The following is a 16,650-nucleotide window of genomic DNA, read 5'->3' as shown; positions in this document are numbered from 1 at the left end:
CTATCGATTAGGGCCGGGCGTTGAGCTGTTGTTGCAGGTTCTGGATCTGCGCTTGCAGGGTGTTGATGTTGCGCGTCATCTGGGCACGGAACGCGTCGAACTCGGCGGTGTTGGTGGCACCCTGCGGCGCGGCCGGGCGGTTGTCCTGCTGGCTTTTGAGCACGACGATATCCTGCTCCAGACGATCAATCGCAGCGCTCGGGTTGCCCTGTTTTTTCAGCGCCGTGATGTCAGCGCCGAGGCTCTTGAACTGGGCATCGAAGGCTTTGAGCTGAGCGTCAACCTTGCTGGTGTCGGCCGGCGCGCTTTTCAGTGTCGCAAGCTCTGCGCTCAGGGCTTTGACCTGCGTCTGCAATTCGCTATTGGCTTTCTGCTGTTCGCTGGTCTGCGCGGTCATCTGTGCCAGGCGCTTGTCCAGATCAGTTGCCTGCCCCGCTACGCCCTGCTGTTGTTTACTCTGATCCTGGAGTGCGCTTTGCAATTGCTTGATCTGCAATTTCAAGGCTTCGCTGTCGCTGCTGACGTTACTCTGGCTGGCCACGACCTTGCCGGAAATGTCCTGCAAACGGCCGGCCGCTTCCTCACTGATCCGCGCGAAGCTTTCCTGGGTTGCCACCAGTTGCTGCTCCATCAGCGATATCTGCTGAAAGCTCCACCAGGCCAAGCCGATGAAGGCAAAGAACAAGGCGCCGACCAGCGCCCACAACGGCCCGGTGCTGGCGGATTTGACCTTGACCACCGGCGGCGTGCGCGAGTGCACGGAGGTGCGGGTGGTGGTCGGGAAGTCGTCGTCATCGAGAGGGTCGGCACGCAAGCTCGGTACATCATCGAAATCGTCGTGGGCATCGTTACGCATGGACATTGAGGCAACCTTTGTAAAACACGGTGGTGGCAGATTGCGGCGAAGTATAAACCCCAACAGCCGCAGGCATTGACCCTCAACCCGCAGTCCGGTTCATTGCCGGCGGACTGATGGGTGTCAACGTATGTCCTGGGCTCTCCACCAGCCACAGAATTCATCGAGTGCAGTCCACAGACTGACTTTCGGATCGTAATCCAGATAATGCCGGGCGCGGCTGATGTCGAAAGTGAAATTTTTCTTCATGACCTGCATGCCAAGGCGCGACAGCGTCGGCTCGGGACGACCGGGCCAGAGCTTGCACACGCCTTCATTGATCGCAGCCGCGCTGTAGGCCAGTCCGTAGGAACGGTACTTGGTGACCTGTGGGACTTCCATTTTGCGCATCACATAATTGACCACATCCCACAACGGCACCGGGTTGCCGTTGCTGATGTTGTAGGCCTGGCCCAGCGCGGAACCGGCCGCCAGCAGGCTGCTGAGCAAGGCCTCATTAAGGTTGTGCACGCTGGTGAAATCGACCTTGTTCAGACCGTTGCCGATGATCGCCAGACGGCCCTTGCGTTGCATTCTCAGCAGGCGCGGGAAGATGCTCATATCGCCTGCCCCAGTCACGAAACGCGGGCGCAGGGCGATGGTTTCGAGGCCGAATTCCTGGGCGCCGAAGACTTTCTGCTCGGCCAGATATTTGGTCGCGGCATAGTGATTTTTGAAGCGTTTGGGCACTTGCTCTTCGGTCAGGCCGAGATGGTCGCGGCCATCGAAGTAGATCGATGGCGACGAAAGATGCACCAGACGCCGCACCCGCTGTTTCAGGCAGGCCTCGACTACGTTTTCCGTGACCTGCACATTGCCCTGATGAAAGTCCTGATAGCGGCCCCACAAACCGACCGCGCCGGCACAATGCACCACGGCTTCGACATCGGCGCACAGGTCACGCACCAGCTCCGGATCGCTCAGATCGCCCTGCACGAACTCGGCGCCACGGCGCACCAGATGTTCGACGCCTTCGGCCCGGCGACCGTTGACCCGCACGTCCAGGCCCTGCTCCAGGGCGAATCGCGCAAAGCGTCCACCAATGAAGCCGCTTGCGCCGGTGACCAGAATTTTCATGTAGAGCTCCGCTGTCTTTCGTTTTGCCGAATGCGTGTGTCTTGACGCTGCGTGTCAGTGCAAGGGCACCAGCCATTGTGCCGACGAACGCACCAATTGCTCGGTCAACAACCCGAGCAGCTGACCGCCATTGCGCCAATGATGCCAGTACAACGGCACGTCGATCGGTTTATCTGGCAACAGTTCACGCAGCGAGCCGCTGAGCAACTGATCGCGCACTTGCAGTTCAGGTACCAGTCCCCAGCCAATTCCGGCTTCAATCAGGCGGATAAAACCTTCGGACGACGGACACAGGTGATGCTCGAAACCGCCATCGACGCCGAGGGATGCAAGATAGCGATGCTGCAGGAAATCGTCCGGCCCAAACACCAGCGCCGGGGTGCGCGGCAGTTGTTCGGCGCGCACCCCGTTGGGGAAATGCCGCTCGATGAACGCCGGGCTGGCGAGCGCCCGATAGCGCATCGCGCCGAGCAACACACTGCGCGCCCCGGCCACCGGTCGTTCGCTCGCGCACAAACACGCGGCGACTTCGCCGGCACGCATGCGTTTGAGGCCGACGGTCTGGTCTTCGACGACCAGATCGAGCAACAGATGTTGTTCGGCGCAAAAATCCGCCACGGCGCCGGCCCACCAGGTCGCCAGGCTGTCGGCGTTCAGCGCAATGCGCAGACGTTCCGGCATGCCCTCCTCATCCAGCGCCGGCACCAGACTCTGCAGGTCACGTTCGAGCAAACGCACCTGCTGCACATGGTTGAGCAGGCGCCGACCAATCTCGGTCGGCGCCGGCGGCGTGGCGCGCACCAGCACCGGTTGGCCGACCCGCGCTTCGAGCAGTTTGATGCGCTGGGAAATCGCCGATTGCGACAATCCCAGCACCTGCGCCGCGCGTTCGAATCCGGCCTGCTCGACCACGGCGGCCAAGGCAGAAAGTAATTTATAGTCGAACATCAGTTTTCCTAATGAGCGATCAGCACTATTGGTTTTTCTTATACCGCGTCGAACCGCAGAATAGCCAGCAAGCACTCTTTATCAAGGATCACTTTTATGTGGCAAAGCTACGTGAACGGCCTGCTGGTGGCCTTGGGGCTGATCATGGCGATCGGCACCCAGAACGCTTTTGTTCTGGCGCAGAGCCTGCGCCGGGAGCATCACCTGCCAGTCGCGGCGTTGTGCGTGGTGTGCGATGCGCTGCTGGTCGCCGCCGGAGTATTTGGCCTCGCCACGGTGCTGGCGCAGAACCCGACATTACTGGCGGTCGCACGTTGGGGCGGCGCGGTGTTTCTGATCTGGTACGGCAGCCAGGCGTTGCGTCGGGCGTTTTCGCAACAGAGTCTTGAGCAGGGCGAGAATCAGACCGTGCGCTCGTTGCGTGCAGTCATGCTCAGCGCACTGGCGGTGACCCTGCTCAATCCGCACGTGTATCTCGACACCGTGCTGTTGATCGGCTCGCTCGGTGCGCAACAGTCGGTGCCCGGCGCCTATGTAGTCGGCGCTGCGAGCGCTTCTCTGTTGTGGTTTTTCACCTTGGCGCTGGGCGCTGCATGGCTAGCGCCGTGGCTGGCACGTCCGAGCACCTGGCGAATCCTTGATCTGTTGGTGGCGGTGATGATGTTTGCGGTGGCCGGTCAGTTGATCTTCGCAGCGTGATTTATTCCCAACTGCTCTGGAACCTCTATTCCACACAGTTGTTGCGTGGTTATGCCGCACCCCCGGTGCTATGATCCGAACCCTGCGCCGCAAAGAGTAAAAACTCGCCGGTGCATTTCTGGCCGCCCGTGATCGGCCTTGCGCTCACCGCAACAGACCTGATTAGGAGAATCATCATGGCTTTCGAATTGCCGCCGCTGCCCTACGCACACGATGCCCTGCAGCCGCACATTTCCAAGGAAACCCTGGAATTCCACCACGACAAGCACCACAACACCTACGTCGTGAACCTGAACAACCTGGTGCCAGGCACCGAGTTCGAAGGCAAGACCCTGGAAGAAATCGTCAAATCTTCCTCGGGTGGCATCTTCAACAACGCCGCTCAGGTCTGGAACCACACTTTCTACTGGAACTGCCTGGCGCCAAACGCCGGCGGTCAACCAACCGGCGCACTGGCTGAAGCCATCAACGCTTCTTTCGGTTCGTTCGACAAGTTCAAGGAAGAGTTCAGCAAAACCTCGATCGGCACCTTCGGTTCCGGCTGGGGCTGGCTGGTGAAAAAGGCTGACGGTTCCCTGGCTCTGGCCAGCACCATCGGCGCCGGCAACCCGCTGACCAGCGGCGACACCCCGCTGCTGACCTGCGACGTCTGGGAACACGCTTACTACATCGACTACCGCAACGTTCGTCCGAAGTATGTCGAAGCGTTCTGGAACCTGGTCAACTGGAAGTTCGTGGCCGAGCAGTTCGAAGGCAAAACCTTCACCGCTTAAGCTGCGCGCCAGATCAAGGAACCCGGCTGCTGCCGGGTTTTTTGTGCCTGCGATTTGTGCGCGGTGACGCGCGGACTTTTCCCACAGTGAAAGCAGACCTGCGCGCCTTGCTCACAAGCCACGGCGGGCTAACATCAAACACAGGAAAAATTATCCCGATGCCCTCAAGTTGCGGGCGCAAACTACCGACATAGTACAAATAGGACAAATACTCCAGAAAGCCGCCTTTCGGCCAGCCTCAAAGACAAATGCTCCCGGGCCTGATTGTCCCTTTGACTGCCACCACCGGATTGCCAATACTCATGGCAACTTGACGCTACCCGCACGGAACAAGGAATAACCCTTTGAAGCTGGAACTCAAGAACAGCTTGTCGGTGAAGTTGCTCCGGGTCGTGCTCCTGTCGGCATTGATCGTCGGCGTGGTCTTGAGCTGCGCGCAGATCGTTTTCGATGCCTATAAAACCCGTCAGGCCGTCGCCGGTGACGCCGAACGCATTCTCGACATGTTCCGCGATCCGTCGACTCAGGCGGTTTACAGCCTCGACCGCGAAATGGGTATGCAGGTGATTGAAGGCCTGTTCCAGGACGACGCCGTGCGCCAGGCCTCCATCGGCCATCCCAACGAAGCGATGCTCGCGCAGAAATCACGGGAGTTACAGCATTCCAACAGTCGCTGGCTGACCGACCTGATCCTCGGTCAGGAGCGCAAGTTCACCACGCAACTGGTCGGTCGCGGTCCGTACAGCGAATATTACGGCGACTTGAGCATCACCCTCGACACCGCCACTTACGGCGAAGGCTTTATTGTCAGCTCGGTGATCATCTTCATTTCCGGCGTATTGCGCGCGCTGGCCATGGGTCTGGTGTTGTATCTGGTGTATCACTGGCTGCTGACCAAGCCGCTGTCGCGGATCATCGAGCACCTGACCGAAATCAATCCCGACCGCCCCAGCGAGCACAAGATTCCACAGCTCAAGGGTCACGAGAAAAACGAGCTGGGCATCTGGATCAACACCGCCAATCAATTGCTCGAATCCATCGAACGCAACACCCATCTGCGCCACGAAGCGGAGAACAGCCTGCTGCGCATGGCACAGTACGACTTCCTCACCGGTCTGCCAAACCGCCAGCAATTGCAGCAACAGCTGGACAAGATTCTGGTCGACGCCGGCAAACTGCAGCGCCGCGTGGCGGTGCTGTGCGTGGGTCTCGACGATTTCAAAGGCATCAACGAGCAGTTCAGCTACCAGACCGGCGACCAATTGCTGCTGGCGCTGGCCGATCGGCTGCGCGCCCACAGCGGTCGTCTCGGCGCCCTCGCCCGCCTCGGTGGCGACCAGTTCGCACTGGTGCAGGCGGATATCGAACAACCTTACGAAGCGGCGGAACTGGCGCAAAGCATTCTCGATGACCTCGAAGCGCCATTTGCCCTCGGCGATCAGGAAATCCGCCTGCGCGCGACCATCGGCATCACCCTGTTCCCGGAGGACGGCGACAGCACCGAGAAGCTGTTGCAGAAGGCCGAGCAGACCATGACGCTGGCCAAGAGCCGTTCGCGCAATCGCTATCAGTTCTACATCGCCAGCGTTGACAGCGAGATGCGCCGCCGTCGCGAGCTGGAAAAGGATCTGCGCGACGCATTGCTGCGCGATCAGTTCTTCCTCGTTTACCAACCGCAAATCAGCTATCGCGATCACCGTGTGGTCGGGGTCGAAGCGCTGATTCGCTGGCAGCATCCGGAACACGGTCTGGTGCCACCGGATCTGTTCATTCCGCTGGCGGAGCAGAACGGCACGATCATCGCCATCGGCGAGTGGGTGCTTGATCAGGCCTGCAAGCAATTGCGCGAATGGCATGACCAAGGTTTCGTCGACCTGCGCATGGCGGTCAACCTGTCCACCGTGCAGTTGCACCACGCCGAGCTGCCGCGCGTGGTCAACAACCTGTTGCAGATGTACCGCTTGCCGCCGCGCAGTCTGGAGCTGGAAGTCACCGAAACCGGTCTGATGGAAGACATCAGCACCGCCGCCCAGCATCTGCTGAGCCTGCGTCGCTCCGGCGCGTTGATCGCCATCGACGACTTCGGCACCGGTTATTCATCGCTGAGCTATCTGAAAAGCCTGCCGCTGGACAAGATCAAAATCGATAAGAGCTTCGTTCAGGATCTGTTGGATGACGACGATGACGCGACCATCGTTCGCGCCATCATCCAGCTGGGCAAGAGCCTCGGCATGCAGGTGATTGCCGAGGGCGTGGAGACCGCCGAGCAGGAAAGCTACATCATCTCCGAAGGCTGCCACGAAGGTCAGGGCTACCACTACAGCAAGCCACTGCCGGCGCGCGAGTTGGCGGCTTATCTCAAGCAGGCGCAGCGCACGAACGCGGCAATCCTCTAAACCTTAAAAGCTCGCTGCCTCGTTGCGCTCGACAGTTCCTACAGAGTGCAACGAGGCTGCGATCTTTTGATCTGCAACACCCTCCGCGTAAATAAGAAATATTTCCAGCCACAACCCTTTACACATAATGCGAAAGATTTGCATTATGTCGCAGTTTTGCGCGCCCTCGGCGCCTGTCCATCAATCACCGAAGCAGGATGTTCGCCATGATTCGTATGCCTCTGGCCACCGCCAGTCTGCTGGCCATCGCTATTTCCCTCGCCGGTTGCGGCGAAGGCAAAGACAAAGCCGCTGCCCCAGCGCCTACTCCGGCTGCCACTACCACTGCACCGGCTGCTCCTGCTCCAGCCGCTGTTGCCGGTAAAGTCGACGAGGCCGCTGCCAAGGCTGTGGTCGCGCATTACGCCGACATGGTGTTCGCCGTTTACAGCGATGCCGAATCCACCGCGAAAACCCTGCAAACCGCTATCGACGCGTTCCTTGCCAAGCCGAATGCCGACACCCTGAAAGCCGCCAAGGCTGCCTGGGTGGCCGCGCGCGTTCCTTACCTGCAGAGCGAAGTGTTCCGCTTTGGCAACACCATCATCGACGATTGGGAAGGTCAGGTTAACGCCTGGCCGCTGGACGAAGGTCTGATCGACTACGTCGACAAATCCTACGAGCACGCACTGGGTAACCCGGGCGCCACTGCCAACATCATCGCCAACACCGAAGTTCAGGTCGGCGAAGACAAGGTTGACGTGAAAGACATCACCGCCGAGAAACTCGCCAGCCTCAATGAGCTGGGCGGTTCCGAAGCCAACGTCGCCACCGGCTACCACGCCATCGAATTCCTGCTTTGGGGCCAAGACCTGAACGGCACCGGCCCTGGCGCTGGCAACCGTCCTGCTTCGGACTACCTGGAAGGCGCCGGCGCCACTGGCGGTCACAACGACCGTCGTCGTGCCTACCTGAAAGCCGTGACCGAACTGCTGGTCAGCGATCTGGAAGAAATGGTCGGCAACTGGAAGCCGAACGTGGCTGACAACTACCGCGCCACGCTGGAAGCCGAGCCGGGCGAAACCGGTCTGCGCAAAATGCTCTTCGGCATGGGCAGCCTGTCGCTGGGTGAACTGGCCGGCGAGCGCATGAAGGTTTCCCTCGAAGCCAACTCGCCTGAAGACGAGCAAGACTGCTTCAGCGACAACACGCACAACTCGCACTTCTACGATGCCAAAGGCATTCGTAACGTGTACCTGGGCGAATACACCCGCGTTGACGGCACTAAAATGACCGGCGCCAGCCTGTCGTCACTGGTGGCCAAGGCTGACCCGGCTGCCGACACCGCACTCAAGGCCGATCTGGCTGCCACCGAAGCGAAGATCCAAGTCATGGTCGATCACGCCAACAAGGGTGAGCACTACGACCAGTTGATCGCTGCCGGCAACACCGCCGGCAACCAGATCGTGCGTGATGCGATCGCATCCTTGGTCAAGCAGACCGGTTCGATTGAAGCCGCTGCCGGCAAACTGGGCATCAGCGACCTGAACCCGGACAGCGCTGATCACGAGTTCTGATCACAGCGTGTCTGACTGAAAAAGGCGATCTTCGGATCGCCTTTTTCATGCCTGCCATTTGCGGTGATGCTGATGGCCTCATCGCTGGCAAGCCAGCGCCCACAGTGGTTTATGTTGTGCCTACCATTTCAGCATCACGCAAGACCCTGTGGGAGCTGGCTTGCCAGCGATGGCAGCACCTCGATCCCAAGCCAAACCCTGCCCCACATCAAGCAAACGATAATTCCTCTTATTCAATCTCCCCCGCCCTGTTAGACTTTGCGCCTCAAATTTCGCCCCGTTTGCAGGATGTCTGATGCCCTCGCCGGTTCTTCGCTTGTCCGCACTGTTGCTGGCCCTGGGCCTGAGTGCCTGCGATGACGCCCCGCGTTTCACCAAGGCCGAACCCGGTGAAGCCCGGTCTGGCGGCGGCGCGACCGTGCGCAAGAGCGATCAGAACGCGTTTTCCCTGCCTTCGGCCAACCTGCCGCCGTCGCGGCGGGTGGATTTCAGCGTCGGCAACAGCTTCTTTCGCAGCCCGTGGGTGATCGCGCCGTCGACCACCACCGCACGCGATGGTCTTGGCCCGCTGTTCAACACCAACGCCTGCCAGAACTGCCACATCAAGGACGGTCGCGGCCATCCACCAGCGCCGGGCGCGGCCAACGCCGTGTCGATGCTGGTGCGTCTGTCGATTCCAGATGCGCCGCAGTACGCCAAGGTCATCGAGCAATTGGGCGTGGTGCCGGAGCCGGTTTACGGCGGGCAGTTTCAGGACATGTCAGTACCCGGCGTCGCGCCGGAAGGCAAAGTACGGGTCGATTACACCCCGGTGCCGATCCGCTTCAAGGACGGCACCGAAGTCGAGCTGCGTAAACCGACCTTGCAGATCACCCAGCTCGGCTATGGCCCGATGCACCCGGACACACGTTTCTCGGCGCGTATCGCCCCGCCGATGATCGGCCTCGGCTTGCTTGAAGCGATCCCGGAAGCAGCGATCCTCGCCAATGCCGCCGAGCAGGCCAAACAGCACAACGGCATAAAAGGCCGGCCGAATCAGGTCTGGGATGACGCGCAGCAGAAAACCGTAGTCGGCCGTTTTGGCTGGAAGGCCGGACAGCCGAATCTCAATCAACAGAACGTGCACGCGTTCTCGGGTGACATGGGCCTGACCACCAGCCTCAGACCCATCGATGACTGCACCGACGCGCAAACTGCCTGCAAACAGTCGCCGAACGGCAACGGCCCGAATGGCGAACCGGAAGTCAGCGACAACATCCTGCGTCTGGTGCTGTTCTACAGCCGCAACCTCGCGGTGCCGGCACGCCGTGGCGTTAACGAGCCGCAGGTGCTGGCCGGCAAGAATCTGTTTTTCCAGGCCGGTTGCCAGTCCTGTCACACGCCGAAATACACCACGGATGCCAACGCCGCCGAACCCGAGTTGGCCAATCAGGTGATTCGCCCGTACAGCGATCTGCTGCTGCACGACATGGGCGAAGGCCTGGCCGACAACCGCACTGAATTCCAGGCCTCCGGCCGCGAGTGGCGCACGCCGCCGCTGTGGGGCATCGGCCTGACGCAGACGGTCAGTGGTCACACCCAGTTTTTGCATGACGGCCGCGCCCGCAATCTGCTCGAAGCCGTGCTCTGGCATGGCGGCGAAGCGAGCGCGGCGCAGCAACAGGTTTTGTCTTTCAATGCCGAGCAGCGTGCCGCGCTGCTGGCGTTTTTGAATTCCCTTTAAACACAGATCAAGATTCGGGAGCCCGACATGTTCCGTCCCAAGCTGTTGTTCACCAGCCTCGCCGCCCTCGCGCTGGGTGCCTGCTCGCCGCAGGACCCGCAAGCGGTCACTTCGGCGGCGATCGCCAAGTCGGTGATCCTGCCGACCTACACCCGTTGGGTTGAAGCCGACAAGCAACTGGCGGTCAGCGCTCTCGCCTACTGCCAGGGCAAAGAAACCCTGGAAACCGCCCGCGCCGACTTCCTGCACGCGCAGAAAGCCTGGGCCGAGTTGCAACCGCTGCTGATCGGTCCGCTGGCCGAGGGCAACCGTTCGTGGCAGGTGCAGTTCTGGCCGGACAAGAAAAACCTCGTCGGCCGTCAGGTCGAGCAACTGGTGATCGCCCAGCCGCAGATCGACGCCGCCGCGCTGGCCAAGTCCAGCGTTGTGGTGCAAGGCCTGTCGGCGTACGAATACATCCTGTTCGACGCCAAGCCAGACGTGGCCAATGACACGCAGAAAGCCAAATACTGCCCGCTGCTGGTGGCCATCGGCGAACGCCAGAAACAGCTCGCTGAAGAGATCCTCAGCAGTTGGAACAACACCGACGGCATGCTCGCGCAGATGAGCAAGTTCCCCAATCAGCGCTACGCCGACTCCCACGAAGCGATCGCCGATCTGCTGCGGGTGCAGGTCACCGCGCTCGACACCCTGAAGAAAAAACTCGGTACGCCAATGGGCCGCCAGAGCAAAGGCGTGCCGCAGCCGTTCCAGGCTGATGCATGGCGCAGCCAATCGTCGCTGACCGCACTGGAAGCCAGCCTCGCAGCGGCCAAAACCGTTTGGGAAGGCGTCGACAACAAAGGCCTGCGCGGCTTGCTGCCGGCTGAGCAAAAACCGTTGGCGGACAAGATCGATGCGGCTTACGCGGCCTCGCTGAAGCTGTTCGACAGCACCCAGCGTTCGCTCGGCGAAATGCTCGAAGACGACGCCGGTCGCCAGCAACTCAACGACATCTACGACAGCCTGAACGTCGTCCACCGCCTGCACGAAGGCGAACTGGCCAAGGCGCTGGGCATCCAACTGGGCTTCAACGCCAACGACGGTGACTGATGAGGGCAAGTGCCATGCTGCGACGCCAGGCTCTGACTTTAGGTAGTTTGCTGCTGGGAGCAGTGACGCTGGGCGGCTGGACGCTGTTCAAACGCAAGGATCAGAGCCCGCTGTTGCTCTCGGCTCGCGATGACACCGACGGCAAGCACTACGCCGTCGGCTATCGGCTGGACGGCACGCGGGTGTTCGCCACCCAGGTCGGCCAGCGCTGCCACGACATCATCAACCACCCGACGCTGCCGATCGCGTTGTTCGTGGCCCGGCGCCCCGGCACGGAGAGCTATCTGATCGATCTGCGCGACGGCACGTTGCTGCAAACCGTGACCTCGCAGCCGAACCGGCACTTCTACGGTCACGCGGTGATTCACCACAGCGGCGATTATTTGTACGCCACCGAAAACGACACCTCCGATGCCGGGCGTGGTTTGCTCGGGGTGTACAAATTCGAAGGCGAGCGACTGGTGCACAGCGGCGAGATTTCCACCCACGGCCTCGGCCCGCATCAGGTGTCGTGGATGCCCGACGGCGAGACGCTGGTGGTGGCCAACGGCGGGATTCGCACCGAGGCCGAAAGCCGCGAGGATATGAATCTCAACGCCATGGAACCGAGCCTGGTGCTGATGCAGCGCGACGGTACTCTGCTGAGCAAGGAAACTCTCGCCCAACAGATGAACAGCGTGCGCCACTTGGGGATCGCCAGTGACGGCACCATCGTGGCCGGTCAGCAGTTCATGGGGCCTTCGCATGAGCGTTCCGAGTTGTTGGCGATCAAGCGTCCAGGTCAGCCATTCGTGGCGTTCCCGGTGCCGGAGCATCAGTTGCAGTCGATGGGGCATTACACCGCCAGCGTTGCCGTACACAGCGAATTGCGTCTGGTGGCGTTGACCGCGCCGCGCGGTAATCGCTTCTTCATCTGGGATCTGGACAGCGGCGAAGTGCGTCTTGATGCACCGTTGCCGGACTGCGCAGGCGTCGGTGCGGTGCAGGATGGTTTTGTCGTGACCTCGGGTCAGGGCCGTTGCCGTTACTACGATTGCCGCCAGGATGAACTGCTGGCCAAACCGCTGGAACTGCCGGCGGGGCTCTGGGACAACCATCTTCACCTCATGGCTTGACACAACTCTTGTGGGGAGGGGATTTATCCCCTCCCCACAGGTTTATATGCCCGCCCCTCTTCTTACGTCCTGTAAAAACTGCCAGTTGGAATCCGCACTGTACTCGGAGTAATGTTCGCGCCTGTCTCGCCTGATTTTCTCCAAGGAACTGGAAATATGCTGCGTCGCCGCATGCTGATCATGTTGGGTGTTGTGCTGCTGATTGTCCTGGTGCTGGCCGGGTATAAAGCCTTCTCGATCTATACGATGGTGCAGGGCTTTTCCAAACCGAAACCGCCGATCAGCGTCGCCGTGGCCACTGCCACCGAGCGCCCGTGGCAGATGCGTTTGCCTACGGTCGGCACGCTCAAGGCATTGCAGGGCGTCGATCTGAGCCTGGAGAACGCCGGCACGGTGACCGAGCTGAAGTTCGAATCCGGACAGAAGGTCAAGGCCGGCCAACCCTTGCTGCAATTGGACAGCGCCGTCGAAGCAGCCTTCCTGGAAACCGCCAAGGCTGACCTCGGCCTCGCACAGCTGGATTACGGTCGCGGCAGCCAGCTGGTCGGCAGCAGTGCCATCTCCAAGGGCGAATTCGACCGACTCGCGGCGCAACTGCAAAAAAACAAAGCCACGGTCAATCAGCTCAACGCGGCGCTGGCGAAAAAACGTATCGTCGCGCCCTTCAGCGGCACTATCGGCATCCGCCTCGTCGACATCGGCGACTACCTCGCCAGCGGCACAAAAATCGCCACGTTGCAGGATCTGAGCAGTCTCTACGCCGACTTCTATGTACCCGAACAATCGGTGCCGAAACTGGCTGTCGGCCAACCCGTGCAGATTTCCGTCGCCGCCTACCCCGGCCAGAATTTTCAGGGTGCGATCAGCGCGATCAACCCTATTGTCGAGAGCACCACGCGCAACATCCTGGTGCGCGCCACACTGGCCAACCCCAACGGCAAGCTACTGCCGGGGATGTTCGCCAGCCTCGAAGTGCTGCTACCGAATCCGCAACAGCACATCGTGGTGCCGGAAAGCGCGATCACCTACACCCTCTACGGCAACTCGCTGTACGTGGTCGCGCAGAAGAAAGCCGAGGACGGCAGCCTCGAAAAAGACGACAAGGGCCAACCGGTGCTGATCGCCGAGCGGCGTTTCATCGAAACCGGTGAACGCCGCGATGGCCTGGTGATGATCAACAAGGGCGTACAGAGCGGCGAACAAGTGGTGACGGCTGGCCAGATCAAACTGGACAACGGCGCGCACATTGCCATCAGCGACGACAAGACCCTCGGCGAGCAGAACAGTCCGCGCCGCGCCGACTGATCAAGGAATCCTCATGGCTTTTACTGATCCGTTCATCCGCCGCCCGGTGCTCGCCACCGTGGTCAGCCTGCTGATTGTGCTCTTGGGTTTCCAGGCCTGGAGCAAATTGCCGCTGCGCCAATACCCACAAATGGAAAATGCCCTGATCACGGTGACCACGGCTTATCCCGGCGCCAATGCCGAAACCATTCAGGGCTACATCACTCAGCCGATGCAGCAAAGCCTGGCGAGTGCCGAGGGCATCGACTACATGACCTCGGTCAGTCGCCAGAACTTCTCGGTGATCTCGATTTACGCGCGCATCGGCTCCAACAGCGACCGACTGTTCACCGAACTGCTGGCCAAGGCCAACGAGGTGAAAAACAAACTGCCGCAGGATGCCGAAGATCCGGTGCTGAGCAAGGAGGCCGCCGACGCCTCGGCGCTGATGTACATCAGCTTCTTCAGCAAGGAATTAAGTAACCCGCAGATTACCGACTACCTGTCGCGAGTGATCCAGCCGAAACTCGCGACGCTGCCGGGCATGGCCGAAGCGGAGATTCTCGGCAATCAGGTGTTCGCCATGCGCCTGTGGCTCGATCCGGTAAAACTCGCCGGTTTCGGTCTCAGCGCCAGCGATGTGACCAACGCAGTGCGCCAGTACAACTTTCTCTCTGCTGCCGGCGAGGTTAAAGGCGAGTACGTGGTCACCAGCATCAATGCCAACACCGAACTGAAGTCCGCCGAGGCGTTCGGCAAGATTCCATTGAAGATCAGCGGTGACAGCCGCGTGCTGCTCAGCGATGTCGCGCGGGTCGAAATGGGCGCCGAGAACTACGACTCGGTCAGCTCGTTCGGCGGCACGCCTTCGGTGTACATCGGGATCAAGGCCACGCCGGGGGCCAACCCGCTGGACGTGATCAAGGAAGTGCGCAAGATCATGCCGGAGCTGGAATCCCAGCTGCCGCCCAACCTGAAAAGCGAAATCGCCTACGACGCCACATTGTTCATTCAGGCCTCCATCGACGAAGTGGTGAAAACCCTGTTCGAAGCAGTTCTGATCGTGATCGTCGTGGTGTTCCTGTTCCTCGGTGCGTTGCGCTCGGTGGTGATCCCGGTGGTGACCATTCCGCTGTCGATGATCGGCGTGATGTTCTTCATGCAGATGATGGGCTACTCGATCAATTTGCTGACGCTGCTGGCGATGGTGCTGGCCATCGGGCTGGTGGTCGACGACGCGATTGTGGTGGTGGAAAACATCCACCGGCATATCGAGGAGGGCAAGACGCCGATAGACGCTGCGCTGGAAGGCGCGCGGGAAATCGCCATGCCGGTGGTGTCGATGACCATCACGTTGGCGGCGGTGTATGCGCCGATCGGTTTCCTCACCGGGCTGACCGGAGCGCTGTTCAAGGAGTTCGCGCTGACGCTGGCCGGGGCCGTGGTGATTTCCGGGATCGTCGCGCTGACCCTGTCGCCGATGATGTGCGCCTTCCTGCTGCGCCACGAGGAAAACCCCAGCGGCCTGGCCCATCGCCTCGACCGTATCTTCGACAGCCTCAAGCGCCGCTATCAGAGCATGCTGCATGGCACGCTGAATACGCGGCCGGTGGTGCTGGTGTTCGCAGTCATCGTGTTGTGCCTGATTCCGGTGCTGCTCAAGTTCACCAAATCGGAACTGGCGCCGGACGAAGATCAGGGCATCATTTTCATGATGGCCAGCGCGCCACAGCCAACCAACCTCGACTATCTGAACACTTACACTGACGAGTTCATCAAGATCTTCAAGGAATTCCCGGAGTACTACTCCTCGTTCCAGATCAATGGCTACAACGGCGTGCAATCGGGTATTGGCGGTTTCCTGCTCAAACCATGGAATGAACGCGACCGCACGCAGATGCAAATCCTCCCCGAGGTGCAGGACAAACTGGGCAGCATTCCGGGCTTGCAGATTTTCGGCTTCAATCTGCCTTCGCTGCCCGGAACCGGTGAGGGCTTGCCGTTCGAGTTCGTGATCAACACCGCCAACGACTATGAATTGTTGCTGCAAGTCGCTGACCGGATCAAGAAACGCGCCATGGAGTCGGGCAAGTTCGCCTTCGTCGACCTCGATCTGGCGTTCGACAAACCGGAAGTAGTGGTGGATATCGACCGCGCCAAAGCGGCGCAGATGGGCGTGTCGATGCAGGATCTGGGCGGGACGCTTGCGACCCTGCTCGGCGAGGGCGAGATCAACCGCTTCACCATCGAAGGTCGCAGCTACAAAGTCATCGCTCAGGTCGAGCGTGCCTTCCGCGACAATCCGGACTGGCTGAACAACTACTACGTTAAAAACACCCAGGGCGAACTGTTACCGCTGTCGACCCTGATCAGCGTGACCGACCGCGCGCGCCCAAGGCAGCTCAACCAGTTCCAGCAACTCAACGCCGCGAAGCTGTCCGGGTTCCCGCTGGTGAGCATGGGTGAAGCCATCGAAGCCGTGCAGCAGATCGCCCGCGAAGAAGCCCCGGCCGGGTTCGCCTTCGACTACGGCGGTGCCTCGCGTCAGTTCGTGCAGGAAGGCAGCGCGCTGTGGGTCACGTTCGCGCTGGCGCTGGCGATCATTTTCCTGGTGCTGGCGGCGCAGTTCGAGAGTTTCCGCGACCCGCTGGTGATTCTGGTGACGGTGCCGCTGTCGATCTGCGGGGCGCTGATTCCGCTGTTCCTCGGCTGGTCGAGCATGAACATCTACACCCAGGTCGGCCTGGTGACGTTGATCGGGCTGATCAGCAAGCACGGGATCCTGATCGTCGAGTTCGCCAACCAGTTGCGCAAGGACAAGGGCCTGACGCCGCGTGAGGCGGTGGAGGAAGCGGCAGCGATTCGTTTGCGGCCAGTGCTGATGACCACCGCAGCCATGGTCTTCGGTATGGTGCCGCTGATTCTGGCCAGCGGTGCGGGGGCGGTCAGCCGTTTTGATATCGGCATGGTGATTGCCACCGGGATGTCGATCGGCACGTTGTTTACGCTGTTTGTCTTGCCGTGCGTTTACACCTTGCTGGCCAAACCCGACAAAACCTGAAATCAAAAAAAGGCCTCGCATTTGCGAGGCC

Annotated in this window: 12 protein-coding genes; 9 read left to right on the top strand and 3 right to left on the bottom strand. The window is 60.6% G+C overall.

The window, feature by feature from the left end; all coding sequences use genetic code 11:
- Positions 1–7: 7 nt before the first annotated feature.
- The 3 genes from ACP7EE_RS10985 to ACP7EE_RS10975 all read right to left on the bottom strand — a co-directional run bounded on the left by ACP7EE_RS10985 (position 8) and on the right by ACP7EE_RS10975 (position 2,920).
- Positions 8–862 carry an ATPase gene (locus ACP7EE_RS10985; RefSeq protein ID WP_426234507.1) on the bottom strand — a complete coding sequence of 285 codons (855 nt, stop codon included), beginning with the start codon at positions 860–862 and terminating at the stop codon, positions 8–10.
- A 117-nt stretch (positions 863–979) separates the two neighbouring features.
- Positions 980–1,972, bottom strand: coding sequence for an NAD-dependent epimerase/dehydratase family protein (locus ACP7EE_RS10980; protein WP_426234506.1), 993 nt, complete (start codon positions 1,970–1,972; stop codon positions 980–982).
- A 54-nt stretch (positions 1,973–2,026) separates the two neighbouring features.
- Complete coding sequence (locus tag ACP7EE_RS10975; protein ID WP_426234505.1) at positions 2,027–2,920, bottom strand: LysR family transcriptional regulator ArgP; 894 nt, start codon at positions 2,918–2,920, stop codon at positions 2,027–2,029.
- Between the two features lie 96 nt (positions 2,921–3,016).
- Here ACP7EE_RS10975 and ACP7EE_RS10970 point away from each other — a divergent pair, with 96 nt between their 5' ends.
- From ACP7EE_RS10970 to ACP7EE_RS10930, 9 genes are all read left to right on the top strand, one after another.
- Positions 3,017–3,619 carry a LysE/ArgO family amino acid transporter gene (locus tag ACP7EE_RS10970; RefSeq protein ID WP_420646240.1) on the top strand — a complete coding sequence of 201 codons (603 nt, stop codon included), beginning with the start codon at positions 3,017–3,019 and terminating at the stop codon, positions 3,617–3,619.
- Between the two features lie 176 nt (positions 3,620–3,795).
- Positions 3,796–4,392 (top strand): superoxide dismutase, encoded by a 597-nt coding sequence (locus ACP7EE_RS10965; RefSeq protein ID WP_420646239.1) that lies wholly within the window; start codon positions 3,796–3,798, stop codon positions 4,390–4,392.
- A gap of 344 nt (positions 4,393–4,736) precedes the next feature.
- The gene (locus tag ACP7EE_RS10960; protein ID WP_420646238.1) at positions 4,737–6,788 is read left to right on the top strand and encodes a putative bifunctional diguanylate cyclase/phosphodiesterase; all 2,052 of its coding nucleotides are present in this window, start codon (positions 4,737–4,739) and stop codon (positions 6,786–6,788) included.
- A gap of 206 nt (positions 6,789–6,994) precedes the next feature.
- A complete protein-coding gene (locus tag ACP7EE_RS10955; RefSeq protein WP_426234504.1) occupies positions 6,995–8,344 on the top strand; it encodes an imelysin family protein in 1,350 nt (449 codons plus the stop codon).
- Between the two features lie 295 nt (positions 8,345–8,639).
- Positions 8,640–10,067 (top strand): di-heme oxidoredictase family protein, encoded by a 1,428-nt coding sequence (locus ACP7EE_RS10950; protein WP_426234503.1) that lies wholly within the window; start codon positions 8,640–8,642, stop codon positions 10,065–10,067.
- 27 nt (positions 10,068–10,094) lie between these two features.
- Positions 10,095–11,159, top strand: a complete 1,065-nt coding sequence (locus tag ACP7EE_RS10945; RefSeq protein ID WP_426234501.1) for an imelysin family protein — start codon at positions 10,095–10,097, stop codon at positions 11,157–11,159.
- A 14-nt stretch (positions 11,160–11,173) separates the two neighbouring features.
- Positions 11,174–12,274, top strand: coding sequence for a DUF1513 domain-containing protein (locus ACP7EE_RS10940; protein ID WP_426234499.1), 1,101 nt, complete (start codon positions 11,174–11,176; stop codon positions 12,272–12,274).
- A 156-nt stretch (positions 12,275–12,430) separates the two neighbouring features.
- Complete coding sequence (locus ACP7EE_RS10935) at positions 12,431–13,579, top strand: efflux RND transporter periplasmic adaptor subunit (protein ID WP_426234498.1); 1,149 nt, start codon at positions 12,431–12,433, stop codon at positions 13,577–13,579.
- 13 nt (positions 13,580–13,592) lie between these two features.
- The gene (locus tag ACP7EE_RS10930; protein WP_426234497.1) at positions 13,593–16,619 is read left to right on the top strand and encodes a multidrug efflux RND transporter permease subunit; all 3,027 of its coding nucleotides are present in this window, start codon (positions 13,593–13,595) and stop codon (positions 16,617–16,619) included.
- Positions 16,620–16,650: the final 31 nt, after the last annotated feature.

Origin of the sequence: Pseudomonas sp. TWP3-2 (assembly GCF_049897765.1) — a bacterium.
Lineage (GTDB): Bacteria > Pseudomonadota > Gammaproteobacteria > Pseudomonadales > Pseudomonadaceae > Aquipseudomonas.
Note: the sequence above shows the minus strand (reverse complement) of the source record. Positions and strands in the feature narration are given on the sequence as shown.